This is a genomic window from Sphaerisporangium siamense (assembly GCF_014205275.1).
Lineage (GTDB): Bacteria > Actinomycetota > Actinomycetes > Streptosporangiales > Streptosporangiaceae > Sphaerisporangium > Sphaerisporangium siamense.
The window spans coordinates 6,698,057-6,721,764 of record NZ_JACHND010000001.1 but is presented as its reverse complement, the minus strand read 5'-3'; the positions used below and the strand labels follow the sequence as shown (position 1 = coordinate 6,721,764).

Sequence of the window (23,708 nt, the reverse complement as noted above, 5' to 3'; positions counted from 1 at the left end):
GGTCTTCATGAGAACGACAGGATCATCCGCCAGGTACGGCCATGGGTGCGAGTCCGAGGTCGGAGAGCAGGGCCGTGCCACGGGCGGCGTGCTCGCCGCCCGTGAGTATCAGGCTTCGTGCCGACTGGTAGCGGCAACCGGCGGTCTCGAACGCGTCCGCTGTGGCGAGCACGCGTTTCCGGTCCTTGTCGAGCAGGGCCTGGGCTCGTTCCACGATGGCGGTGGCGATCGGATTGCCGCTCACGACGGTCCGGGCGTCGGCGAGGCGTTCGGCGGCGTTGGGGCTACCGGCGAGCACCGTGGCCTCGGCGCGCAGCGCTACGTACCAGTGAAGCCAGGTCCAGGTGATCCATCGCCAGACCTCTTCGGGATCGGGCGCCATCCGCTCCAGTGCCCGCGCCGCCTGGCCGTGGTGGAGCAGGAGGATCGCGTCGAAGACCGCGCCGTAGCCATGGGCGTGTTCGGACAAGGTTTCGGGCTGGTTCAGGACCTCCTGCCATTCGCGCTGGGCCTCGTCGTCGTGGCGCAGGCCGTGGACCATGATGACCCCTGCCGCCGCCGCGCCGAGGACCGGGGTGTCCCGGCTGCCGCTCCGCCGCCACGTGTCCAGGAACCGGACGCCGCCAGTGAGCACCTCGTCGACGTTGCCCGCCAGCGCGTCGGCCACCAGCAGAAGGCTCGTCGCGCGATGCCCGACCTCGGCCAGCAGCGGATGATCGGCCAGCTGCCGGGCCCAGCGGCGGGCACCGGGCAGATCACCGATGCCGAGGGCCGCTTCGGCGGCCTCGGCGAGGGCGTCGATCAGTTCATGGGTGCCGGCCGGGGTGACCGGCGCGGCGGCCAGGAGCCCGGCCCGACGCCGGATCGTCTCGGCCGCGCCGAACGTGTCCCCGGCCCAACTCCGGACGGCGGCGAACGTGTCAAGCGCGGCGGATTCAGCGAGCGGATCATTGGTCCGCCGGGCGAGCTCCACTGCCCGCTCGGCCCACTTGATCGTCTCCGGCAGCGCGTCGCCGCGCCCACCCCCCGCACCGCTCTGGGCCGTCTCGAAGGCATCCAGGAGAGCCATCCCGGCCTCGGCCAATGCCACCGCCGCCTGAGCGGACGGGGACTCCCCGGCCAGGCCGCGGGCCTCGGTGATCAGGCCGATGGCTTCCTCCCGGGGTGGGACGCGGACGAACTTGCTGGAAAAGCGGAACGCCGTCGTCGCGACGGTCGCCAGGCCGGTGGCGGCGCCCGCCGTGTCGCCCGCACGGCGGGCGGCGTCCGCGGCCTCGCGGTGCAGGCGGTACATGTCGTCGCCGCGCATCCGGCAACCGGCGACGGCGGCGGCGTTTCGCAGCATCGGCGCGGCGTCGGCCGGGTCCTCGGCGAGCGCGGCGGCCTGCTCGAAGCGGGCCTGGGACTCGCCGACCAGGTGGCGGGTGAAGGTCAGGTCCGCCAGCGAACGGGCGAGACGGTGGGCGTCAGCGCGGTGCTCCGGCAGATCGGCCGCCCACTTCAGCGCGGCGCGCAGGTCGTCGGCGACCGCGTCGAAGCGGGCCCGCCAGTCCGGGGACACCGCCGCGAGGTCGGCGGCCCTGGCCAGGCACCAGCGCAGGTGCCGGGATCGGGTCTCGGCCAGCTCACCGGCCTCGGCGAGTCGCTCGGTCCCGTACTGCCGGATGGTCTCCAGCGCCCGGTAGCCGGTGCCGCCGGGCACGGGCGTCACCACCAGCAGGCTCTGCTCGGCGAGCCGGGCCAGCCCGTCGGCGACGATGCCTCCATCCACCCCGGCCACCTCCGCCGCCGCCGCGGCGGTGAACGGCGCCACGAACAATGACACCTGGCGCAGCAGCGCGCGGTCGGACGGTTCCAACAGTGCGTGACTCCAGTCCAGCGCGGCCCGTACCGAGCGGTGCCGGTCTTCGGCGCGGGAGCCGCCGGTCAGCATTCGAAGCGGGTGAGACAGGGCGGCGGTGAGGCCGTCCAGGCCGAGGGTGGGGTACCGGGCGGCGGCCAGCTCGATCGCCAGCGCCATCCCGTCCAGCCGGTCGCAGATCGCGGCTACCTGGGCGCGCAGCGACGGGTCCAGCGACCGGCCGACCGCCGCCGCCCTTTCCGTGAACAGCGCGACCGCGTCCGAATCGCCGTCGCCCCCCAGCGACAGCGGCGGCACCTGGTAGATCCGCTCGAACGGCACCATCAGCCGGGCCCGGCTGGTCGCCAGCACCGCCAGCCGGGGGCATGCCGCCAGCAGCCGTTCCAGGAACAGCGCCACCCCGTCCCGTACCTGCTCGCAGTTGTCCAGCACCAGCAGCGCGTGCCGGCCGGCCAGCGCGGCGATCACCGACTCGGTCAGATCGCGGCCGGGCTCCTCGCCGAGGCCGAGCGCGCCGGCGGCCGCGGCCGCGACCATGCCCGGGCCGGTGACCGGCACCAGGTCGACGAACCACACCCCATCGGCGTACGTTTCGGCCGCGTCCGCGGCCACCGTCAGTGCGAGCCTGGTCTTTCCCACCCCACCGGGGCCGAGGGCGGTCACCTGCCGCCCGGTCTCGATCATCTTGGTCAGCTCGGCCCGCTCGCTCGCCCGGCCGACGAACGAGGTCAACGGCGTCGGCAGGACCGGCGCGGGGTGCGTCGTCCCGGTCGTCCCGTCAGCCGCGATCGGCCTGGCCGCCCGGCCGGCGAGCGCCCGCCGGTCCGGCACCTCCAGCTTGCGCAGCAGCGAAGAGACGTGACTCTCCACGGTCCGCACCGAGATGAACAGCCGAGCCCCGATCTCGGCGTTGCTGAGATGCTCGCCGATCAGCTCCAGGACCTCGGCCTCCCGAGGTGATACGTCCACCGTGGCCGCCATCGTCCCATTCTGCCGTAGGTCCCAATGTGCCCCCTCCGGGCGAGCACGGGACTCCGCTCCGTGCTCGCGTTCCGTGGCCGGCTCCGTGCTCGCGTTCCGTGGCCGCCACGGATGTGGTCCGACCTGCCGAGAGGCGAAGCTGAGGGCACATGAACAACAGGCCGATGAACATCGGACCGCGACCCTAGGAGTGACGATGAGCGACACCGCCCTGAGCATCAAGACCGTGCTGCACCCCGTGTCCGACCTGGCCAAGGCCAAGCAGGTCTACGCGGCCCTGCTCGGTGGCCCGCCGCAGACCGACAGCCCGTACTACGTCGGCTTCGACATCGGCGGCCAGCACATCGGATTGGTGCCGGGCGGCGGGCCGCAGGGCATGACCTCGCCGGTGGCCTACTGGCACGTGCCGGACATCGAAGCCAAGCTCGCCGAGCTCACCGCCGCCGGCGCCGTGGTGAAGGAGGCCGCGCACGACGTCGGCGGCGGCCGGGTGGTCGCCACCGTCACCGACCCCGACGGCAACGTTCTGGGCCTGCTCCAGGACCGCTGAACACCACACGCCCCAGCCTTAGCCACCCCACCCGGAAAAGGAACACCCATGACCGCGAATGCCGGCCCAGCGGCCCGTCCAAGGCGCACGGCGATGACCGCTGCCAAGACCTTCAACGGCCCTGCCGGCAAGGCCAGGATCACTATGCTGACGCTGAACGGCGTGTTGTGGTCGCTTCAAGCGCTGTGGGGTTTCTTCTTCGCAGGCAGCGGCTTCGGCAAGGTCCTTTTGTATGACGATGCCCTCTACGCGGCCGCACCTCGGGCCGTAGCCTGGTATGCGGTCGTGCCGCAGCCGCTGATCGTCTTCATCGGAGTCGTTGAGGTGCTCGGCGGTCTCGGCCTCATCCTGCCCGCGATGACGGGCGTCAAGCCGAAGCTCACGCCGCTCGCCGCGGCCGGCCTGGCCCTGACGATGATCCTCGCGACGGGATTCCATCTCATCCGCGGTGAGTACGGCCTCATACCCGCGAATCTCGTCCTGGGCGGCGTTGCAGCGTTCATCACGGTCGGACGATGGACGCTCAGGCCTACCTCTGCGGCTACTCTGACCACCCCCCGCCTCCTCAAGTCGCTTGCGGCCCTCGCCGTGATAGCCCTTCTGACGTTCGCCCCGACGTGGTACACGATGACCCACGCTCAATTCTGATCCGCGCGATGGCCGCCATGGTCCAGGCTGCGGCCGTCTGACCCGCCGACACCCGCCGACACCCGCCGCAGTAGCGGCATCCCAGGTCAATCTGGGAATCAAGGAAATCACCAGCACATCGGACGCGGCGCGCCGAGCGCCTTGAAGGAGATCGACAGATGAGCGGCAAGCAGAGCACCGGCTACGAGGGATTCACGGCCGAGGAGAGGGCCGCGATGAAGGAGCACGCCGAGGAGGAGAAGAAGGCGGCGCGCCGCACCTCACGCGCCGACAAGGCGGCACTGGCGCTCCAGGACGTGCTCGACAAGATCGCCGATATGCCGGACTCCGACCGGGCCATCGCCGAGCGCGTCCACGCCATCGTCACCGAAAACGCCCCGGACCTCGCGCCGAAAACCTGGTATGGGATGCCTGCCTACGCCCGGGATGGCAAGGTCGTCTGCTTCTTCCAGAGCGCCGACAAGTTCAAGGCCCGCTACGCCACCCTTGGCTTCAACGACTCGGCCAACCTGGACGACGGCCCCATGTGGCCGACCAGCTTCGCCTTGACCGAGGTGACACCCGAGGTGGAAGAGCGGATCGCCGCCCTGGTGAGACAGGCGCAAGGCTGATCGGCCGCCTCGCCCAGCATCACCACCACGACCAAAGCCCCCGATGCCAGGCGGAGCCCTCGTAACTTGATCATCCCTGCACGCTAGCGGCGACCACCGACAACGCGAGTGCCCAGGTGTCCCGCCTTGACGCCTTCGATGAAGGCGCACCACGCCCCCGGGGCGGTCAGGAGGGCAGGGACGCCAGTGTTCTTACTGTCGCGAACCGCGACCACCCGCGGCAGATTGCTCGCCACCTCGACGCACTGCCCGCCGTTCCCGGAAGAGTACGTTGACTTCCGCCAGACGGCGACGCTCAGATCCATTCGTTCTTCACATCCTCGATCATTCGCTGCGATATCCGCTCAGGATAGGCCCAAAGCCGTATGGCTTCATATCGCCTTTGGACTGAATTCACGTAATCCGGGGCCACTGTGATCTGTCCTTCGACGGGAGAGTCCGCGTGAACGGTATGTGGCTGACCGTGCGGCAACTCCGCGATCATGAACGGCCCTGCCATTCCAGGAAGACACTCAGGGTCGACGACCTGAATGGAGACATGTGGAATCGTGGACGCGCTGAGCAGGTATTCGAGCTGCTCTCGCATCACATCGGGATCGCCGACCTTGCGGCGTAGTACTCCGGCGTCGATCAGAACGTGAACGATCGGAGGGGTGGCTCTATCGAGTACCCGTCGGCGTCGCATGCGGGCTTCGACCAGTTCTTCCGCTCGCTCCGGCGCCATCTGGGGTTCCTGGGCGAAGATGTGTCGGGCATAGCTCTCGGTCTGGAAGAGGCCCGGGATCAAGAGCGGGTCCCAAGAGCGGAGGACCAGGGCGTTCGGTTCTATCTCGTCCGTCCAGCCCTTGAACCAGATCGGCCCGCCCGGGCGCACGGTGATGCGTCGGTACAAGTTCGCGAAATGAGTGCCGCCCGCCGAGGCGAACAGGCGGTCCAGTCTTTCCGCGTCGGACTTCGACGGGGTGCGCGTGGCGGCCTCCAGGCGGCTGACCTGGGTCTGGGTGCAGCCGAGGCGGGCGGCCACGGCGGCCTGGGACAGTTGGGCGGCCTCGCGTAGGCGGCGCATCTCCGCGCCGAAGAGCGCGCGGGGGGAACCGGGGTCGGGAAACGGTTCGACGCTCATTGCCTTCCTCCAGAAACAGCGAAAAACGGGCCATTCGTATGCGACTCCGTGATGTCGAAAAGCGGTTTCGATATACCAGCGTTCGGTATCGCGGGTCATCTTATGGATCGCCGATCGGTCATGGATTCACCGGTCACGAGAGCAATCTAAGCACACGCCTTCTTTATTCGAACGCGAAATCAAAGCGGAGTATGTGCCGCCTGAGCGAGGGACGGATGCGCGTGATGCCTCATCGAAAAGACGGCCCTTCTCCGTCCGGGCGTGCCATGTCCGGGACGGGAGAAATGCGGCCTCACGGGGATGACATGACCACGGGCGACCAGGTTCTGCGGCACGGCGGGGAGGTGGCGGCGGGAGGGTGGCGCAGGGCGTTCCCGGCGGTGGAGGCGTCGGTGCCGGTGGCCCGGGCCTGGGCGCGGGAGCTGCTCGCGGTGTGGATCGTCGCGCCCGTGCTCGACGACGTGCTCCTCCTGCTGAGCGAGGTGGTCACCAACGCGGTGACCCACTCGGACTCGGGCCGTTCGGCCGACGGGTGGGTGACGCTGCGCGTTTCCTTGCTGTCGCGGGTGCGGGGGGTGCACGTCGAGGTGGCGGACGACGGCGCGGCGGGAGGGGCGCCGGTCGCCCGCCCGGCGGAGGCCGGCAGCGCCGGTGGCCGGGGGCTCTGGCTGGTCAGTGAGATCGCGTCGGCCTGGGGGGCGTCGCCTCGGGACGACGGGCCGGGCCGGTCGGTGTGGTTCCAGGTGCTGGAGTAGCCACCCATGCGAGGTGAGCTTCCCGGCTCGTGCCGTCGATCCGGGTCACAAGGATCCGGGTCACAAGGATCCGGGGCGGAAAGAAAAAGGGCGGGGCCGGTTGGTGCCGGCCCCGCCTGGTGTTGTGCTACTGGACGGTGATCTTGTCTACTTCGACGGTGATGCCCTTCACTTCGGCGGTGGAGGTCGCCGTGGTGAGGGAGCCGACGCCTGGGGAGACGCCCTTCACCTTCAGGGTGTAGGTGAGTTTGCCGCCGGGGGCGCCGGGGGTGCTCTGGACGCGGTAGTCCTCGGTCGGGGGGCCGGAGATCTGGCCGCCGGCCGTGCCCTCCGCGTTCTCGGCGCCGACGGTCAGGCCGTAGGTGGCGCCGGGGTCGCCGGGCAGGGCGGTGGGGTCGTAGGCGTAGGTGATGTCCTCGGCCCCGTTGACGCCGATCCACTGCTGGAAGACCTTCAGGCCGGTCTGCCCGTACAGGTGGACGCGCCATTCGAGGACGAGCCAGGTGGACACGCCGTCGGTGAGCGTGCCGGCGAGGATGCCCGGCGCGCCCGTGCCGTCCAGGTCGGTCCAGTAGGACGCCAGGACGTTGTTCGGCGGGGAGACGTCCGGCAGGGTCTGCGGCGTGAAGCTCACGTCGCCGGATCCGGAGCTGCCGCCGGGGATGCTGTAACCGTTGGAGACGACGCCGATGCGGTTGTACGACTTACCCGCGTAGACGAAGGCCGGAACGGTGAAGTTGATCGCCTCCTCGTCGCCGATCGGGGTCGGCGTGATGCCGAACACGTCGAGCGGGATGTAGCCCGCCGGGCCGATTCCAGGGGCGATGCCCGGTTTGTCGGGCTGGCGTGCCGCGAGCGTGGTCTTGGTCGTCGCGATCTGCGTGCCGACCTTGGTCGCGCCCGTCACGCTGTTGAGGCGCAGCTTGGCGTCGAGCGTGGTGAGCGCGGTGACCTCGGTGTCCTTCAGCGTGGTGTTCTCGACGGTGACCGTGCAGGTGGACTCGCCGGTGTTCCGCGCGATGGTGGCCGGGGCGCAGGTCTGGTCGACCGGCACCGCGCCCTCCTGACGGTAGAACGCCACGGGCAGGTGGAGGTCACGGCTGCCGCCGACCTGCTTCAGGTTGACCTGGCCGAAGTACTGACCGTCCGGCAGGTCCGCCGCGGTGATCACGACGGTCAGTTCGGCGGTCTTGCCGGGCTTGACGCTGAACAGCGGCGGCAGCACCGTCACCGAGGCGCCGTTCGGGGCGGTTCCGGTGGCGGTGTAGGCGAGCGTCTTGCCGGAGACGTTGGTGACCTTGCGCTTGGCCGTGATGACGCCCGGCATGACCGGCGCGTTCACCGACGGCACGTTCAGGTCGATCCGGTTGAGCGGGTCGTTCGAGGAGGCCGCGTAGTTGGCGGCGGTCTCGTCCAGGGTCAGGCCCGGGTCGCCGGCCTTGGTGAGGTCGATGCGCCCGCCGCCGTGGTCGAACGGGTCGGCCGGGGTCGTGCGGTCCTGCTTGGTGACGCCGGCCGTCTTGGCGGTGGTCTCCAGCGCGGACTTGACCTGGCCAGGCGTCCAGTCGGGGTGCAGCGCGAACAGCAGCGCGCCGGCCCCGGCCACGTGCGGCGCCGACATCGAGGTACCCGCGATGACCTGGTAGTAGTTGCCCGGCGGGCCTTCCAGCGGCGACTCGGGCGTGGGGGTCGTGCCGGCGAGGATGTGCAGGCCGGGGGCGGTGACGTCCGGCTTGAGGAAGTCGCCGCCGGGGCCCCGCGACGAGAACGAGGTGATGGCGTCGCCCTGCCAGGTGGTCTTGGTGCCCTGGGTGAACTTCGCGGTCGCGCCGGGGTTGGCGGCGAGGAAGTTCAGCAGGGTCGTGCTGTCCGGCTGATCGATGTGGACGGTCGGCAGCCAGTGGTTGTCGGTCATCACGTCGAGCGGCGTGGAGTTGTAGAGGATCATGCCGGCCGCGCCGCCCTGCCGGACGGCGAAGCTCTTCAGGACCCGGTTCGGGCCCCGCTGGCATGCGACGATCTTGCCGCTGAACAGGCCCGGAGGAGCCGGGTTCTGGCACAGCGGGTCGGAGTACGGGGGCGCCGCGGCCGACACGATGCGCAGCGGGGAGTCGACGCCCGCCGTGATCGAGGCGCCGGAGACGGTGGCCGTGGCCCCGCCCGTGCCGGTCAGCGTGACGGTCGACCGGTACGTCCGGGTCTGGGTGGAGGCGGCGACCGTGGTCACCCACGGGGCGCGGTGGTCGGTCGTGCCCGCGCCGGGGCCGGAGTTGCCCGCCGAGGTCGACACGAACACCCCGGCCGCGTACGCGTCGAGGAACGCGAGCTCCACCGGGTCGCTGTAGGGGTCGCTGCCGCCGGAGATCGAGAAGTTGATCACCCGGACGCCGTCCAGGATGGCCCGGCCCACGGCGGCGGCCGAGTCGGACGGGAAGCAGCCCTCCGCGCCGCACACCTTGTACACCGAGACCGCGGCGGCCGGGGCGATGCCGTGGATCGGTCCCCGGCTGATGCCGAGCGGGTTCGCGTCCGCCACGGGGCCGCCCGCGGTGGTGGTGGCGGTGTGGGTGCCGTGCCCGTTGGAGTCACGGGCGCTGTCGGGGTACACCTCGCCGCTGTACACGGCGTTGTAGGTGTCCAGGAACGGCCTGCCGCCGATCAGCTTGTTGTTGCAGACGAAGACGTCGGTGGCGGGGGTCAGCGGGTTGTCGCCGAAGTCGCAGACGCGCGGCGTGCCGTCCTTGGTGGGCGGGGGAGCGGGCAGGTTGCCCGGATCCTTGAACGACGGGTGCTCGGGCCACGCGCCGGAGTCCAGGCTGCCGAAGACCACGCCCTTGCCGGAGGACGGGCTGCCGCCCAGCTTGTTGTAGATCGTCGGGGCGCCGATGAAGTCCGGGCTCGAATCCGTCAGCGGCTGCTGGAGCCTGTCCTCCTGCACCGCGGCCACGCCGGGCAGTTTGAGCAGCTCAACGGCCTTGTTGGCCGGCACCTTCACCGCGATGCCGCCGTACACCGTGCGCAGGCGCTGCCCGGCCTTGGCGCTGGGAACGTTCCCGGCCAAGGCGGAGAGGAAGGCGTTCTCGACGCCTTCGATGTGCTTCTCGTACTTCTTCGCGGCGTCGCTCTTGACGTCCAGGCTCTTTCCGGTCACCGAGGGGCTCGTGCCCTTGAGACCGTCCACACCGCCCTTGTAGGCGGCGAGCGAGTCGTAGTCGAGCTTGACCACCACGTTCACCGGCGCGCTTCCGGTGGCCTTGAACAGCGCGGTGTCGCTTTTGGCCAGCTTGCCGCTCGGCGACTTGGCGCCCTGGACGCGGTCGGCGGGCGTGAGCGCGGTGGCCTTCCACTTGCTGGTGGACGCGGTCTCCGGCCCGGGGGTCGGGGCCGCGGAGGCCGGGACGGCGGGGATGATCGCGCCGACGACGACGAGGCTCGCTGCGACGGCCAGCGCCCGGCGCGAACGGGATGACCGGCGTGTACGGGATAAAAGGGTGGGCGGGGGATTGCTTGGCACGGCACCTCCTGGAGGACCACTGGGACCTGCCGCCAAAAGGGCATGGAGAAGCCGTGCCGCCCGCGTACGACGACACGGGAAGGAGACTTCACCCTCCCCGTTGGGCGACACGTGCCGGCCGTCCGGCCGCCGCCGGATGGTCGAACACAGGGGGAGTCTAAGTGCGGACTTGAGTCCGGCCTAGGTCGATTTACAGACTGATCTGCGGCAATATCTGACCAAAAGCGGACAGTTCACGGTTAGTTCGTGTGATCGGCGCAGTTGGAAGAACGTTCCAGGCCCGGGGACGTACAATCGCGGTCGTGAAGCTGAAGCTCGATCTCCACGACATCTACAACAGGGGCGCCGAGATCGACCGCGCGCTGCACGGCATCATCCAGGAGGCGATCCGGAAGAAGGCCACCGAGGTCGAGATCATCCCCGGCAAGGGATCAGGCCAGCTCAAGAAGAAGGTCCTGCGCTTCCTGGACCAAAAAGAGATCAAGGCCCTCTACCACCGCATCGACAAGGACGCCAAGAACCACGGCCGCCTGTTCGTGTACTTCCGGCACAAGTAGCGGCGTAGCGCGTCCGCCAGGCTGAACGCTCAAGCTGATCGCCTGAGGCGTACCGCTTCCTGAGCGCCTCGACCTGCGCGAGTGTGCATGGGACCACCTTCTCGCGGGCCGGGGCCGGCGGCTTCACCGACTCGGCCTTCGCGGTTCGCGCGCTCTTGCGGCGCTCAATCCAGGCCGGGTCGGGGACTTCGATGCCAATTGCCCCAGAAGCCATGAAAGCCTCGCCGTACCGCCACCAGACCGCCCTATCGGCAGCACGCGCCCTGTCGCCGACGCTACTTGTGTTGACCAGACTGCGAGGAGTGATGATCGTGCGTCGTAAGGCAGCTCTACTCGGTGGCATCACCGCCGCCGTGCTCACCCTCAGCACCCCCACCCCGGCTCACGCGGCGACCGGCATCTTCAGAGCGACCACCCCCGACGGCGGCTGGCAGACCTTGGGGAACCCTGAGGACTGGCGCTGTTGGCTGGTGGACGGTGGTGGAAAGGCGCGGAACAACACCGACCGGATCGCCTACCTCTACGCCGAACCCGGCTGCCGCGGCAACGTCATCGTGGCCAGGATGAACCCGGGAAGCTCCCGCGACGACCTCCCCATCTACTGGGGTGTGATCTTCCACATCTGAGCGGGCGGCGCGAGGGCGCGTACGGCCGCGTCAGGAGCGGTAGAGGCGGGTGGCGTACTGGGCGCCGTAGTAGTGCTCCAGTTCTTCGAGGGTCTCCTCGGTCTTTTGCACGCTCTTGACGATGGTGGCGTGGGACGGCAGGGCGTCGGGGTTCCAGGTGCCGGGCTTCCACAGGGATGAGCGCATGAACGACTTGCCGCAGTGGAAGAAGATCTGCTCGATGTCCACGACCAGCGCGAGCGCGGGGCGGTGTCCCTTGACGATCATCTCGTCGAAGTACGGCGCCTCGCGGACCAGCCGGGCGCGGCCGTTGATACGGAGCGTCTCGTTGCGGCCAGGGACCGCGTAGAGCAGGCCGACGTGCGGGTTGGCCAGGATGTTCAGGAAGCCGTCCACCCGCCGGTTTCCCGGGCGGTCCGGGATCGCGATCGTGGTGTCGTCGATCACGTAGGTGAAGCCGGGAGGGTCGCCCTTCGGGGAGACGTCGCACGTGCCGTCCGCTCCGGAGGTCGCCACCAGGCAGAACGGGGACGCCGCCAGCCACTCGCGGTCCCGCTCGTGCAGCGTGACCCGCTCCTTGGCCAGGGCCCGGGGAATCGGCGCGCCGAGCAGCGCCCGCAACTCGGCTTCCGAGGTGACCTCCACGATCTCCGACCCCTCCGCCACGACGACTCCCCACATCGACCGATGATCAAGCGCCAATCAGCATACTTGCCACATTTCGCCCAACAAAGGCCGCCTCGGCGCGCGACACCCTTTCGCGGTGGGACGGGGATGGTGAACGTTGGGGTCAAGAGGATGGGGGGTGGTTCTCCTGGGAGCGGCGGCGGGCCCTGTGGCGGATCACTATGAGGTCTATGGCGGCGATGAGCGCGACGGCGAAGGCCACGGCGGCCTCGGCGTACCAGATGCCGGCGCCGGTGCTCGTGCCCGCCACGATGAAGGCGACCCCGACGGCCATGGCCACGGGCAGTGCCACGCCGGAGAGGATGGCCCGCAGGCCGAGCGGGCTGCGCGCCGTCTTCGGCTCGGTTCCTGAGCGGTCTCCCCACATGGCTCTCACCTCGCCCGCGGCCGAGGTCGTCACCGGGCCCCGCCCCCGCGTCCTTCCTCTTCAAGGAGGCCCTACCCTCCGCGTCCGGGTGCGATTCGGCGGGCGGCATGGTCGTCGCGGGCGGGGTCCGGGGGAGGTGCCTCAGACGCGTTCGGCGGCGGGAGCGGGGTCGGTCAGGACCGGGTCGGGGGAGAGGACGGGGCGCTTCGACAGGGGGCCGGTGGCCACGGCGAGAAGGGCCAGGATGATGATCAGGACGCTGTACGCGGTGGCCGTCGTGGCGAGTCCGAGGACGGGGACGAGTTCGCCGGCGAGGACGGCGGGCAGGCTGAACGCGAGGTAGCTGACCACGTAGACGGCGGCGAACAGCTCCGCGCGCTCGCGGGGGGCCGCGAGGGCGGCGAGTGAGCGCAGGGTGCCGAGGAACGAGGCGCCGAAACCGGAGCCCGCGACGGCGGCGCCGGCGAAGAACAGCGGGAGCGACGTCACGGCCAGGCCGGTCAGGGTGATGACCGTGCCGGCCGCCAGGGCCGCCGAGCCTCCGATCATGACCCGTCGCGGCGCGAGGTCACGCGCCAGCACCGAGGCGACGGCCCCCGCTGTCGTGATCACCGCGACCAGGAGCCCGCCGGCCAGGCGGTCGGGGACGTGCAGGACGCCGGCCACGAGCGAGGGCCCGAGTGACAGGTACAGCCCGCCCAGGGCCCAGGTGGCGATCAGGCAGGGGACGGCCCCGAGGAACGCGGCCCGCGCCTGCCGGGGGACCCGCGCGCGGGGGCGCAGCGAGGCCAGGGCGCCGGGGCGGGGCGTGACCGTGTCCGGGAGCAGGGCGATCGCGGCGATGATCAGGACGAATGCGGCCGTGAGCAGGGCGAACACCAGCGTGGTCGGCGCGGGCGCGTAGTGGGCGAGCAGTCCCGTGCCGAGGGCGCCGACGGCGAGTCCGGTGGTCGGGGCCGCGGTGTTCACCAGGGGGCCGAGCCGCGAGCCGGGGGACGGCTGCAGGTCCACGAGTCCCGCGCTGATGGCGCCGGTGGCCGCGCCGGTCGCGAGGCCCTGCACGATGCGCGCCGCCAGCAGTTGCGCCACCCCGCCCGCGGTCAGGAAGGTCACCATGGCCACGATCTCGCCGGCCAGGGCGGCGAGCAGCACCGGGCGGCGTCCCACGAAGTCCGAGAGCCCTCCGACGGTGAGCAGCGCGAGCAGCAGGGCGAGGGCGTAGACGGCGAAGACGGCGGTCAGCGTGCCGGAGGAGAAGCCCCATCGCGCCTGGTACACGACGTAGAGCGGCGACGGCGCGCTGGAGGCGGCCATGAACGCCAGCAACGTGCCCCCGAGCGTCCAGAACCCCGCACGCCGCGACATCCGCGCCGCCGGTGTGCGCTCGTTCCTTCTGGTACTCAATGAAGCCCCCAACTGTTCCAGAATTTTCGAACGGTTAGAGGCTACGCCTGCCCGGGCGCACTGTTCAACTATTATCGAACCATGATGTCCTCCGCGCGGGAGCTGGCGCACCCCGAAGCCGCCGACCTCGTGGTGACCGACGTGCTGTTCGCGTTGAGCGACCCCGCGCGGCTCGCGCTGGTACGGCGGCTCGCCGAGGGGCCGCTCGAAGTGGCCGCCTGCCAGCCCATCGAGGGCGAGATCCCCAAATCGACCCTCTCGCACCACCTCAAGACGCTCCGCGAGGCGGGGGTGATCCGCAACGTCCCCGCCGGGCGCCGGCGCTACGTGAGCCTGCGCCGCGACGACCTGGAGGGCCGCTTCCCCGGCCTGCTCACCGCCGTCCTCGCCACGCCCGGGCCCTCGGACGCCTGACGGGTCCACCGGCAGCGGCCCGCGCGGGCGCGGACAGGTCGTCGATCGTGCCACGGCGGGTGGGATGACCAGGCGTTATGCTCGAAGAGAGGAAGCGATCGAACGCCTGAACGCCTTTGGCCTCGCCGTACTCCTCCACGCCGAGTGGTGCACGGACCCGGCCCTGCGCATGGCCGACCGCTTCCTCCCTCACGCCCGGCGCCCTGAGCCGTGGCTCACAGGCCGTACGCCTCCAGCAGGTGCAGCCAGAACTCGCTCATCGTCGGGAACACCGGGACGGCGTGCCACAGGCGGTCGAGCGGCACCTCGGCCGTGACCGCGATCGTGGCGGCGTGCAGGTGGTCCAGCACGGCGGGGCCCACGATGGTGGCGCCGAGGAGGACGCGGCGCTCCTCGTCGACGATGATCTTCACCCGGCCGCGGTAGTCGTCGGCCTGGAGACGTGCGGCCGACACCGTGGCGAGGTCGTCCTCCACGACCCGCACCGGCAGGCCGGCCTCGCGCGCCTGCGACTCGGTGAGGCCCACCGCGCACACCTGCGGGTCCGTGAAGATGACCTGCGGGGCGCCCGCGTGGTCGGCGGTGTCGCGCGCCGGCTCGCCGGGCAGGTCCCGGGCGCGGGCGACGATCGCGTCCCCACACAACCTGGACTGATATTTGCCCATATGGGTGAGCAGGTTCAGCCCATTGACGTCGCCGACGGCGTAGAGCCAGCCGTCCGGGACGGCGGTCGCCCGCATGGTCGCGTCCACCTCGATCGGCCCGTCCGCCGGCACGCCGACCGTCTCCAGGCCGAGATCCACGACGGCGGCCCTGCGCCCGGTCGCGACCATGACCTCGTCGGCCTCGATCTGCACGCCGTCGTCGAGGTGGGCGGTCACCGGGCCGTCCAGGAACGCGCGTTCGACGCGGACGGCGGAGCGGCCGAACCGCACGTCCACGCCGTCCCGCCGCAGCGAATCGGCGAGAAGCTCCCCGGCGAACGGTTCGAACCGGCTCAGCAGGCGGCCGCCGCGCACGAGCATCGTCGTCTCCAGCGCCCCGAGCGCGTGCAGGGCCTGCGCCATCTCGCAGCCGACGGCCCCGCCGCCGATCACGACCAGCCGCTTGGGCACCTGCTCGGCGACCGTGGCCTCCCGGTTCGTCCACGGCCGCGCCTCGCGCAGCCCGGGCACGCCGGGGACGAGCGGGTCGCTGCCGGTGGCGACGACGACCGCGTGCCGGGCCTGGAGCGTCCTGACGTCCCCGTCCGGCCCGGTCACCTCGACGCGCAGCGGCCCCGCCAGGCGTCCCCGGCCCCGGACGAACGTCGCCGGCCGGTCCTCGATCCAGCGCACCTGGCCGCTGTCGTCGAGGTGCGACACGACCTCGTCGCGGCGGGCCAGCACCGCCGCCGCGTCGATCGGGCCGCGCAGCTCCAGCCCCGGCAGACCGCGTACCTCGGCGGCCAGGTCCACCGGCCGCAGCAGGGCCTTGCTCGGGATGCACGCGTAGTAGGCGCACTCGCCGCCGGCCAGGCGCTCCTCGACGACGGCCGCCGTCAGGCCGCCCCGCACGGCCCGCGCGGCGGCGATCTCCCCGGCCGGGCCCGCGCCTATCACGATCACGTCGAACGCGTCGCCATCGTCACCCATGGACACGCGGCCCCCCGTCGTCGCAGCTCACACGCCTACGGGTGGCCTGCCCAGTCTTCGGGCCGCCGACACGGCGACGCGCTGGTCCCGGATGACGGTTCGGGGCCGGGCCGGATCGTCAGAGCTTGCGGTAGACGCGGGCGTCCTCGGCGGCGGCCAGGACGTCCTGCAGACTGCCGCCGATCCCGGCCTGGACGGCGGCGGCGATCGCGCCCTCGACGAAGGGGACGTCGGCGATGGCGACCCGGCCCGGCGATTCGAGCAGGCGGGCGGTGAGCACCGAGCTGCCGAGATCGGGGATCAGCACCACGCCGACCCCCTGGTCGACCGTCTCGATGGCCGCGGCGACCTTGTCGGCGCTGGTGCCGAGGCCGCCGTCCTCCGTGCCGCCCGCGGGGGCCACGCGCACGTCGGGTCCGGCGATCTGCACGGCGAGGGCCGCCGCCGAGGACGCGAGCGTGTCGCTGTGCGAGACCAGGACGATTCCCACCAGACGCTGAGGGGTGCTCATCGGCGCAGGCCTCCTCGTGCGGCCTGCCGGAGGGCCGCGAGCAGGAGGACGGAGGACGCGGCGCCGGGGTCCTCGTGGCCGATGCCGCGGTCGCCGAGGTAGCTGGCCCGGCCCTTGCGGGCCCGCAACGGGATCGCCGCGCGGGCGCCGTCCTCGGCGGCGGCCACGGCGGCGTCCAGCGCCTCCTCGATCGCGGTCCCGGCGCGCACGGCGCCGGACAGCGCCCGGGACGCGGGCGCCAGGGCGTCGACCATGGTCTTGTCGCCCTCGCGGGCGCCGCCGAGCCGCTCCACACCGGCCACGGCGGCCGCCACCGCGTCGGCGAGGGCGTCCGGCGTGGCCGCGGCGGCGGGGCCGAGCGCCGTGCCCATCTGCCGGAACACCGTGCCGTACAGGGGACCGGAGGCGCCGCCGACCTTGCGGATCAGCGTCGTGCCCGTGAGGGTGAGCGCCCGGCCCGGGGTGGCGGGAGGGTCGGCGGCGAGGGCCTCGCGCGCGGCGGTGAAGCCGCGGTCCAGGTTGATCCCGTGGTCGGCGTCGCCGATCGCGGCGTCCAGCTCGGTCAGGCGCTCCCGGTCGGCGGCGACGGCCCGCGCCGCCGCCTCGATCCAGGCGACGAAGAACCCGGTGTCCATGGTCAGCGGCCCCAGCGGAGGGCGGGGGTGTCCACGGGGGCGTCCCAGAGGGCGGTGAGCTCGTCGGTCAGCCGGCAGACGGTGACCGAGAAGCCCTGCATGTCCAGACTGGTGACGTAATTGCCGACCAGGGACCGGGCGGGTGCGGCGCCCTTCTCGCGCAGGAAGGCGGCGACCTCGGCGAACACGATGTACAGCTCGGCGAGCGGCGTGCCGCCCATGCCGTTGACCATCACCAGGACGTCACCGGACAGCGGCATGTCGGTGTGCACGGCCTCCATGGCGACGCGGGCCAGCTCGCGGGCCGGCGCGGCGGCGGCCCTGGCGCGGCCGGGCTCGCCGTGGATGCCGATGCCGAGCTCGACCTCGTCGGGTTCGAGCGCGAACGTCGGCCGGCCCGCGGCGGGGACCGTGCACGGGGTGAGGGCCACGCCGAAGGACCTGCTGCGCGCGACGACCTCCTCGCCCGCCTTGACGACCTCGGCCAGCGGCGCCCCCGCCTCGGCCAGGGCCCCGGCGATCTTCTCGGCGAACACGGTCGCGCCGGTGCCCCTGCGCCCGGCGGTGTGGAGGGAGTCGGTGACGGCGACGTCGTCGTCCACCAGCACCGACGCCACCTCCACGCCCTCCTCGGCGCACAGCTCCGCCGCCATCTGGAAGTTCAGCACGTCGCCGGTGTAGTTCTTGACGACGTGCAGCACGCCCGCGCCGCCGTCCACGCCCTTGGTGGCCTCGACCACCTGGTCGGGGACGGGCGAGGTGAAGACCTCGCCGGGGCAGGCGGCGTCGAGCATGCCATGGCCGACGAAGCCGCCGTGCAAGGGTTCGTGGCCGGATCCGCCGCCGGACACCAGCCCCACCTTGCCCCGGACGGGCGCCGCGCGCCGGTAGACGACCCTGTTCGCGACGTCCACCCGCAGCCCCGGGTGGGCCAGGGCCATCCCCGCGAGCGCCTCGGTCACCACGTCGTCCGGGTGGTTGATCAGCTTTTTCATGATCTGGTCCTCCGGCCGTCGGCGGTCCCCCGGCCAATCTCTCCTGCCAGGGAGGTGTTGGCAAGCTCGACTCCTCGCGGTGAAGTGCCGTTCCGTACGCCCGGGTGGTGGCGGACGGCCCCGGCGGCGCGGGAGGATCGAGGCCGAACGATCCGAGAACGTGAGGTGCGGTAGATGTCGGTGTTGAGCAGTCTCGTCGAGAGCATCCGGAGCGGGGCCATCGAGGTGGTCGACCTCACGGCGCCGCTGAGTTCCTCGACGCCGGTCCTGAAGCTGCCCGAGCCGTTCGGGAACACCGTCCCCTTCCGGCTCACCGAGATCAGCCGCTACGACGACCGCGGCCCCGCCTGGTACTGGAACGACATCACCACCGGCGAGCACACCGGCACCCACTTCGACGCGCCCGTCCACTGGGTGACCGGCCGGGACGGCGAGGACGTCGCCGCGGTGCCGCCCGCCCGCCTGATCGCGCCCGCCGTGGTGCTCGACTTCGCCGCCCACGCGGCCGGCGACCCCGACTTCCTCCTGCGGATCGAGCACGTCAAGGAGTGGGAGGCGGCCAACGGGCCGCTGCCCGAGGGCGGCTGGCTCCTCTACCGCACCGGCTGGGACGTGCGCGCCAACGACCAGGAGGGCTTCCTCAACGCCGACGAGACCGGCTCGCACACCCCGGGCGTCTCCGCCGAATGCGCCAGGTGGCTGGCGGAGGAGACGCCGATCGCCGGCATCGGCGTGGAGACCGTCGGCACCGACGCCGGGGCCGCCCACTCCTTCGACCCGGCCTTCCCCTGCCACTCCTTCCTGCTCGGCGCCGGCAAGTACGGCCTCACGCAGCTTCGCAACCTCGACCGGCTGCCCGTCACCGGCGCCGTCGTGGTGGCCCCGCCGCTGCCGATCGTGGGCGGCTCGGGCAGCCCCGTCCGCGTCCTCGCCCTCGTCGAGCGATGATCGTCGCGCGGGCCGTCGGCGCCGTGCTGGCACGGCTCGGCGTGACGGCGGCGTTCGGCGTGGTCGGCAGCGGGAACTTCCACGTCACCAACGCCCTGGCCGAGCACGGCGTGCGATTCGTCGCCGCGCGCCACGAGGGCGGCGCGGCCACCATGGCCGACGCCTACGCCCGCGTGAGCGGCACGGTCGGCGTGCTCAGCGTCCACCAGGGGCCGGGGCTGACCGGCGCGACCACCGGCATCGCCGAGGCCGCCAAGAGCCGGACGCCGCTGGTCGTGCTCGCCGGCGAGGCCATGGAACCCAGGTCGAACTTCCACATCGACCAGTTCCGGCTGGCCGAGGCCGTCGGCGCCGTGCCCCTGCGCGTGACCTCCGCGGAGACCGCCGTCGCCGAGACCGTGCGGGCCTTCCGCCTGGCCGCGGCGGAGCGCCGCACGGTCGTGCTGAACCTGCCCCTGGCCGTGCAGCGGCTGACGCTCGCCGACGACGCCCTCGCCGTCCCGGCCCCGCCCGAGCGGGCCGTGCCGGAATCCCCGCCCCAGCGGGCCGGCGAGCTCGCCGCCGCCCTGGCCGCCGCCCGGCGCCCCGTGTTCGTCGCCGGACGCGGGGCGCGGCACGCCCGGCGCGAGCTGGAGGCGCTCGCCGACCGCACGGGCGCGCTGCTCGCCACCTCGGCGGTCGCCCGCGGCCTGTTCGCGGGCAGCCCCTGGAACCTGGACGTGAGCGGCGGGTTCGCCTCCCCGCTCACCGCCGCGCTGATCCGCGAGTCCGACCTGATCGTCGGGTGGGGCTGCGCGCTCAACATGTGGACCATGCGTCATGGCAGGCTCATCGGCCCGTCCGCCATGATCGCCCAGGTCGACCTGGAGCCGGGGGCGCTCGGCGCGCACCTGCCCATCGACATCGGCGTGGTCGGCGACGCCGCCGCCACCGCCCGCGCGGTGACCGCCCTCGTCGAGGGCGAGAACCGTCCCCCGGCCGGACGCGCCAGGCGCACTTCCGCGCTGGCGGAGCGGATCGCCCGCGAGGTGTCCTGGCGCGACGTCCCCTACACCGACGAATCGGCCGCGGGGCGCATCGACCCGAGGACGCTGACGATCGCGCTGGACGGCCTGCTGCCCGCCGAGCGGATCATCGGCGTCGACTCGGGGAACTTCATGGGCTATCCGTCCATGTTCCTGTCCGTCCCCGACGAGAACGGCCTCTGCTTCACCCAGGCGTTCCAGTCCGTGGGCCTCGGCCTGGCCACGGCGATCGGCGCGGCCGTCGCCCGGCCCGACCGCCTGCCCGTGGCGGCGCTCGGCGACGGCGGCGCGCTCATGGGTGCCTCGGAGCTGGAGACCGTCGTACGGCTCGGGCTGCCCATGGTCATCGTGATCTACGACGACGAGGCGTACGGCGCGGAGGTCCACCACTTCGGGCCGGACGGCCATCCGCTGGACCAGGTGCGCTTCCCGCCCGTGGACTTCGCCTCGATCGGGCGCGGGTACGGGTGCGCGGCGGTCATCGTGCGCGGGCCCGGAGACCTCGCCGCGGTGGCGGAATGGCTGGACGGGCCGCGCGACCGGCCGCTGCTCGTCCACGCCAAGGTGACCTGCGAGCGGGGCGCGTGGTGGCTGGAGGAGGCGTTCCGCGGCCACTGACGCCCGGCCCCCGCCCGGCGGCGCGCGGGTGGCGGTGCCGTAGCGTGACCTCATGAAACGGATGAGTGACGACGAGTGGCGCCGGTTCGTGCGGGAAGGCACGCGCACCGGCAAGATCGGGGTCACGCGCGCGGACGGCCGCCCGCACGTCACCCCCGTGTGGTTCACCCTCGACGGCGACGACTTCGTGTTCACCACCGCCCGCGCCGGCCAGAAGGCCCGGAGCATGCGGCGCGACCCCCGGGTGTCGATCTGCGTCGACGACGAGCGGCCGCCGTACGCGTTCGTCATGGTCGAGGGCACGGCCACGCTGTCGGACGACCTGGACGAGCTCCGGAAGTGGGCCACCGTCCTCGGCGGCCGCTACATGGGCCCGGACCTCGCCGCGGAGTACGGCCGCCGCAACGGCGCGCCGGGCGAGGTGGTGGTGCGCGTCCGGGCGGAACGGGTCATCGCGGCGAGCGACATCGCCATCTGACCGCCGTCAGCCGCGTGGCGGGGCGGGGGAGTGCGGGCCGGGTCCCGCCATGCCGTCGAGGAGGTAGCCGAGCCCTAGGGCGAAGGTGGTGTCCCAGTCGGCGGCCGTGGGGTCCATCGCGGCCAGGGTCGGGTAGCGGTCCGCGTTCTCGCGCAGGTGGCGCGCGGTCGCCTCGCGGGTGCGCGCCTCGTCGCCCGCCTGCGCGATGACCTGCATCACCGTGGAGCCGATGACGTAGTTGAACAGTCCGTAGGCGGCTGCGGTGAGATGGGGCTCGCGAAAGCCCGCCCCGGCCAGGGTGGCGTGCAGGAACTCCGTCCTGCCGAGGACGTTCGGCCCGAGGAGCGGACGGCCCAGCGCGGCCGTCGACCACGGATGCGCCAGCAGGACGGCCCGCCAGCCGTTGATCAGGAGGGTGATCTCGTCCCGCCAGCTCCCGCCATGGCCTCCTGACGGCGGAGCCCCATCGTTCGCGGGGGCGCTCGATCCGGCCCGCTCGCGCGCCGCCGCGGGGAGCGGGACCGCGGCGAAGATGGTGTCCAGTGCCAGGTCCAGGACGTCGTCCTTGGTCTTGACGTGCCAGTACAACGTCGTCGAGCCGGTGCCGAGGCGTTCGGCCAGCCGCCGCATGGTCAGCCCGCCGATGCCCTCCTCGTCCAGCAGTTCGACGGCCTCGCCGGCGATGCGCTCGGGGCTGAGCGGAGCCGTCGCGCGCCGGGCCTTCGCCGGGCGCAGCCACACGTTCCCCGCCGTGTCCGATCCCGACGTGTTCGCGTTCATGGACGCTCAGTCTAGTATGGCGTTCCGGTACTGGACCAGCGATCCGGTACTCGAACGTTGGTCCGGTCGGAGTGGAGGCGGACGGTCATGGGACATGTGGAGGTGGACGGCCTCACCTACGTGCTGCCCGACGGGCGGCTCCTGCTCCACGAGGTCTCCTTCCGCGTCGGTGAAGGCGTCACCGCCGGGCTGGTCGGCCCCAACGGCGCGGGCAAGACCACCCTCCTCGGGCTGATCGCAGGCGATCTCGCCCCCGCCGCGGGCCGGGTGGCCCGATCGGGCGGGCTCGGCGTCATGCGGCAGTTCATCGGCGCCGTCCGCGACGGCCGCACCGTCCACGACCTGCTCCTGTCGGTCGCGCCCGAACGGCTGCGCGGCGCCGCCGCCGCCCTGCGCGCGGCCGAGGCGGCGCTGGCGGCGCGCGACGACGAACCGGCGCAACTCGCCTACGCCCACGCGCTGGCCGAGTACGGCGACGCCGGCGGGTACGCCATGGAGGTCGTGTGGGACACCTGCGCGACCGAGGCCATGGGGCTGCCGTACGACGCGATCAGGGAGCGGCCGGTGGTCACCTTGTCCGGCGGCGAGCAGAAGCGGCTCGTGCTGGAGGCGCTGCTGCGCGGCCCCGACGAGGTGCTCCTGCTCGACGAGCCGGACAACTACCTCGACGTCCCGGCCAAGCGCCGGTTGGAGGAGGCGCTGCGCGCCACCGCCAAGACCGTGCTGCTCGTCTCCCACGACCGGCAACTCCTGGCCACCGCCGCCGACCGCATCGTCACCGTCGAGTCCCGGGGGGCGTGGGTCCACGGCGGCGGCTTCGCCACCTACGCCCAGGCCCGGCGCGACCGCGTCGCCCGCCTGGAGGAGCGCCGCCGCCGCTGGGACGAGGAGCGCGCCAAGCTCGCCCGCCTCGTCCAGACCCTCCGGCAGACCGCCGCCAACAACGACGCCCTTTCATCGGCCTACCGCGCGGCACGCACACGGCTGGAGCGCTTCGAGCAGGCGGGCCCGCCCGAGCAGGCGCCCAGGGAACAGAACGTCCGCATGCGCCTGCGCGGCGGGCGCACCGGCAAACGGGTGATCGTCTGCGAGGGGCTGGCCATCACGGGCCTGACCCGGCCCTTCGACACCGAGATCTGGTACGGCGAACGCGTCGCCATCCTCGGCGCCAACGGCTCGGGCAAGTCCCACTTCCTCCGCCTCCTCACCGAGGCGACAGGCGAAGCCCCGCCGACGGCCGCCGCGCCGACACCGCAAGGGCCGGCGCTGCCCGAGGAACTGGTGCTGCATGAGGAATTGGCGCCGCATGGAGAGCTGGCGCTGCGGCAGGGGCTGGTGCTGCATGAGGAACTGGCGCGTCACAAGGGGCGGGTGCGGTATGAGGGGCTGGTGCGGCTAGGGGCGCGGGTCGTGCCGGGGCACTTCGCACAGACGCACCTGCGCCCCGACCTGCACGGCCGCACCCCCGCCGACCTGATCACCGAACGGCACGGGCTGACGCTCAACGAGGCCATGGCCGCGCTGGCCCGATACGAACTCGCCCCGGCCGGACGGCAGCGCTTCGAGACCCTGTCCGGCGGCCAGCAGGCCCGGCTGCAGATCCTCCTCCTCGAACTCCAGGGCGCGACCCTCCTCCTCCTGGACGAGCCGACCGACAACCTCGACCTGGCCAGCGCCGACGCCCTCCAGCGGGGCCTGGAGGGATTCTCCGGCACGGTCCTCGCCGTCACCCACGACCGCTGGTTCGCCACCGACTTCGACCGCTATTTGATCTTCCACCCCAACGGAACCGTCCACGAATCCCCACAACCGACCTGGGACTGAATCCCCATCCAGCACGGGGTCGCTCGGGCTGTACGGCGAGGCCAAGGTAAGGGGTGGTTTGTGGTGGTTGAGGTGTGTTGAGCCCACCCGTGCGGCGCCGTCGTGGTCGGGCGTCGTGATCCCACCCAGAAGTGGACGCCGGCGGGCCGCGCAGCCCGGAGA

At 72.0% G+C, this 23,708-nt stretch carries 23 protein-coding genes; 11 read left to right on the top strand and 12 right to left on the bottom strand.

The features are described from left to right. Positions 1–22: 22 nt before the first annotated feature. The gene (locus BJ982_RS30700; protein ID WP_184885800.1) at positions 23–2,842 is read right to left on the bottom strand and encodes an ATP-binding protein; all 2,820 of its coding nucleotides are present in this window, start codon (positions 2,840–2,842) and stop codon (positions 23–25) included. Positions 2,843–3,038: 196 nt separating this feature from the next. Between BJ982_RS30700 and BJ982_RS30695 the strand changes: the two genes are divergently transcribed. The 3 genes from BJ982_RS30695 to BJ982_RS30685 all read left to right on the top strand — a co-directional run bounded on the left by BJ982_RS30695 (position 3,039) and on the right by BJ982_RS30685 (position 4,651). Further along, positions 3,039–3,392 (top strand): VOC family protein, encoded by a 354-nt coding sequence (locus BJ982_RS30695; RefSeq protein ID WP_184885798.1) that lies wholly within the window; start codon positions 3,039–3,041, stop codon positions 3,390–3,392. Between the two features lie 93 nt (positions 3,393–3,485). Next, a complete protein-coding gene (locus tag BJ982_RS30690) occupies positions 3,486–4,040 on the top strand; it encodes a DoxX family protein (protein WP_184885796.1) in 555 nt (184 codons plus the stop codon). Between the two features lie 158 nt (positions 4,041–4,198). Then, on the top strand, positions 4,199–4,651 hold the full coding sequence (locus BJ982_RS30685) for an iron chaperone (RefSeq protein WP_184885794.1): 453 nt from the start codon (positions 4,199–4,201) through the stop codon (positions 4,649–4,651). A gap of 83 nt (positions 4,652–4,734) precedes the next feature. On the opposite strand, the gene BJ982_RS30680 is transcribed toward BJ982_RS30685, so the two are convergent. Next, the gene (locus BJ982_RS30680) at positions 4,735–4,956 is read right to left on the bottom strand and encodes a DUF397 domain-containing protein (protein WP_184885792.1); all 222 of its coding nucleotides are present in this window, start codon (positions 4,954–4,956) and stop codon (positions 4,735–4,737) included. Then, entirely contained in the window at positions 4,947–5,774 is an 828-nt protein-coding gene (locus BJ982_RS30675; RefSeq protein ID WP_184885790.1) for a helix-turn-helix domain-containing protein, read from the bottom strand. The genes BJ982_RS30680 and BJ982_RS30675 overlap by 10 nt, the downstream gene beginning before the upstream one ends. A gap of 305 nt (positions 5,775–6,079) precedes the next feature. On the opposite strand from BJ982_RS30675, the gene BJ982_RS30670 reads away from it, so the two are divergent. Further along, on the top strand, positions 6,080–6,529 hold the full coding sequence (locus BJ982_RS30670) for an ATP-binding protein (RefSeq protein ID WP_184885788.1): 450 nt from the start codon (positions 6,080–6,082) through the stop codon (positions 6,527–6,529). A 127-nt stretch (positions 6,530–6,656) separates the two neighbouring features. Here the strand turns inward: BJ982_RS30670 and BJ982_RS40690 are convergent, their stop codons facing one another. Next, positions 6,657–10,043: a S8 family serine peptidase gene (locus BJ982_RS40690; protein WP_203959213.1), complete on the bottom strand. Its 3,387-nt coding sequence runs from the start codon at positions 10,041–10,043 to the stop codon at positions 6,657–6,659. A gap of 302 nt (positions 10,044–10,345) precedes the next feature. Between BJ982_RS40690 and BJ982_RS30660 the strand changes: the two genes are divergently transcribed. Beyond that, positions 10,346–10,600, top strand: a complete 255-nt coding sequence (locus tag BJ982_RS30660; protein WP_184614554.1) for a Smr/MutS family protein — start codon at positions 10,346–10,348, stop codon at positions 10,598–10,600. Between the two features lie 311 nt (positions 10,601–10,911). Then, entirely contained in the window at positions 10,912–11,226 is a 315-nt protein-coding gene (locus tag BJ982_RS30655) for a hypothetical protein (protein WP_184885786.1), read from the top strand. A gap of 30 nt (positions 11,227–11,256) precedes the next feature. Here the strand turns inward: BJ982_RS30655 and BJ982_RS30650 are convergent, their stop codons facing one another. From BJ982_RS30650 to BJ982_RS30640, 3 genes are all read right to left on the bottom strand, one after another. Continuing rightward, positions 11,257–11,907: a pyridoxamine 5'-phosphate oxidase family protein gene (locus BJ982_RS30650; protein WP_184885784.1), complete on the bottom strand. Its 651-nt coding sequence runs from the start codon at positions 11,905–11,907 to the stop codon at positions 11,257–11,259. 109 nt (positions 11,908–12,016) lie between these two features. Then, a complete protein-coding gene (locus BJ982_RS30645) occupies positions 12,017–12,280 on the bottom strand; it encodes a DUF6343 family protein (RefSeq protein WP_184885782.1) in 264 nt (87 codons plus the stop codon). A 141-nt stretch (positions 12,281–12,421) separates the two neighbouring features. Further along, positions 12,422–13,684 carry an MFS transporter gene (locus tag BJ982_RS30640; protein ID WP_203959212.1) on the bottom strand — a complete coding sequence of 421 codons (1,263 nt, stop codon included), beginning with the start codon at positions 13,682–13,684 and terminating at the stop codon, positions 12,422–12,424. Between the two features lie 81 nt (positions 13,685–13,765). Here BJ982_RS30640 and BJ982_RS30635 point away from each other — a divergent pair, with 81 nt between their 5' ends. Beyond that, positions 13,766–14,098, top strand: a complete 333-nt coding sequence (locus BJ982_RS30635) for an ArsR/SmtB family transcription factor (RefSeq protein ID WP_221482400.1) — start codon at positions 13,766–13,768, stop codon at positions 14,096–14,098. Positions 14,099–14,313: 215 nt separating this feature from the next. On the opposite strand, the gene BJ982_RS30630 is transcribed toward BJ982_RS30635, so the two are convergent. From BJ982_RS30630 to dhaK, 4 genes are all read right to left on the bottom strand, one after another. Continuing rightward, positions 14,314–15,732 carry a dihydrolipoyl dehydrogenase family protein gene (locus tag BJ982_RS30630; RefSeq protein ID WP_184885780.1) on the bottom strand — a complete coding sequence of 473 codons (1,419 nt, stop codon included), beginning with the start codon at positions 15,730–15,732 and terminating at the stop codon, positions 14,314–14,316. Between the two features lie 118 nt (positions 15,733–15,850). After that, positions 15,851–16,243 carry a dihydroxyacetone kinase phosphoryl donor subunit DhaM gene (dhaM, locus tag BJ982_RS30625; protein ID WP_184885778.1) on the bottom strand — a complete coding sequence of 131 codons (393 nt, stop codon included), beginning with the start codon at positions 16,241–16,243 and terminating at the stop codon, positions 15,851–15,853. Continuing rightward, positions 16,240–16,878: a dihydroxyacetone kinase subunit DhaL gene (gene dhaL, locus BJ982_RS30620; protein ID WP_184885776.1), complete on the bottom strand. Its 639-nt coding sequence runs from the start codon at positions 16,876–16,878 to the stop codon at positions 16,240–16,242. The genes dhaM and dhaL overlap by 4 nt, the downstream gene beginning before the upstream one ends. A gap of 2 nt (positions 16,879–16,880) precedes the next feature. Further along, on the bottom strand, positions 16,881–17,873 hold the full coding sequence (gene dhaK, locus BJ982_RS30615; RefSeq protein WP_184885774.1) for a dihydroxyacetone kinase subunit DhaK: 993 nt from the start codon (positions 17,871–17,873) through the stop codon (positions 16,881–16,883). Between the two features lie 174 nt (positions 17,874–18,047). On the opposite strand from dhaK, the gene BJ982_RS30610 reads away from it, so the two are divergent. The 3 genes from BJ982_RS30610 to BJ982_RS30600 are packed head-to-tail and all read left to right on the top strand — an operon-like array spanning position 18,048 to position 20,942. Next, on the top strand, positions 18,048–18,821 hold the full coding sequence (locus BJ982_RS30610; RefSeq protein WP_184885772.1) for a cyclase family protein: 774 nt from the start codon (positions 18,048–18,050) through the stop codon (positions 18,819–18,821). Next, positions 18,818–20,464, top strand: a complete 1,647-nt coding sequence (locus BJ982_RS30605; protein ID WP_184885770.1) for a thiamine pyrophosphate-binding protein — start codon at positions 18,818–18,820, stop codon at positions 20,462–20,464. Before BJ982_RS30610 ends, BJ982_RS30605 begins: the two co-directional genes overlap by 4 nt. A 52-nt stretch (positions 20,465–20,516) precedes the next feature. After that, entirely contained in the window at positions 20,517–20,942 is a 426-nt protein-coding gene (locus BJ982_RS30600) for a PPOX class F420-dependent oxidoreductase (protein ID WP_203959211.1), read from the top strand. Between the two features lie 6 nt (positions 20,943–20,948). Here the strand turns inward: BJ982_RS30600 and BJ982_RS30595 are convergent, their stop codons facing one another. Further along, entirely contained in the window at positions 20,949–21,722 is a 774-nt protein-coding gene (locus BJ982_RS30595; protein WP_184885768.1) for a TetR/AcrR family transcriptional regulator, read from the bottom strand. Positions 21,723–21,809: 87 nt separating this feature from the next. Here BJ982_RS30595 and BJ982_RS30590 point away from each other — a divergent pair, with 87 nt between their 5' ends. Further along, the gene (locus tag BJ982_RS30590; RefSeq protein WP_184885766.1) at positions 21,810–23,546 is read left to right on the top strand and encodes an ATP-binding cassette domain-containing protein; all 1,737 of its coding nucleotides are present in this window, start codon (positions 21,810–21,812) and stop codon (positions 23,544–23,546) included. Positions 23,547–23,708: the final 162 nt, after the last annotated feature.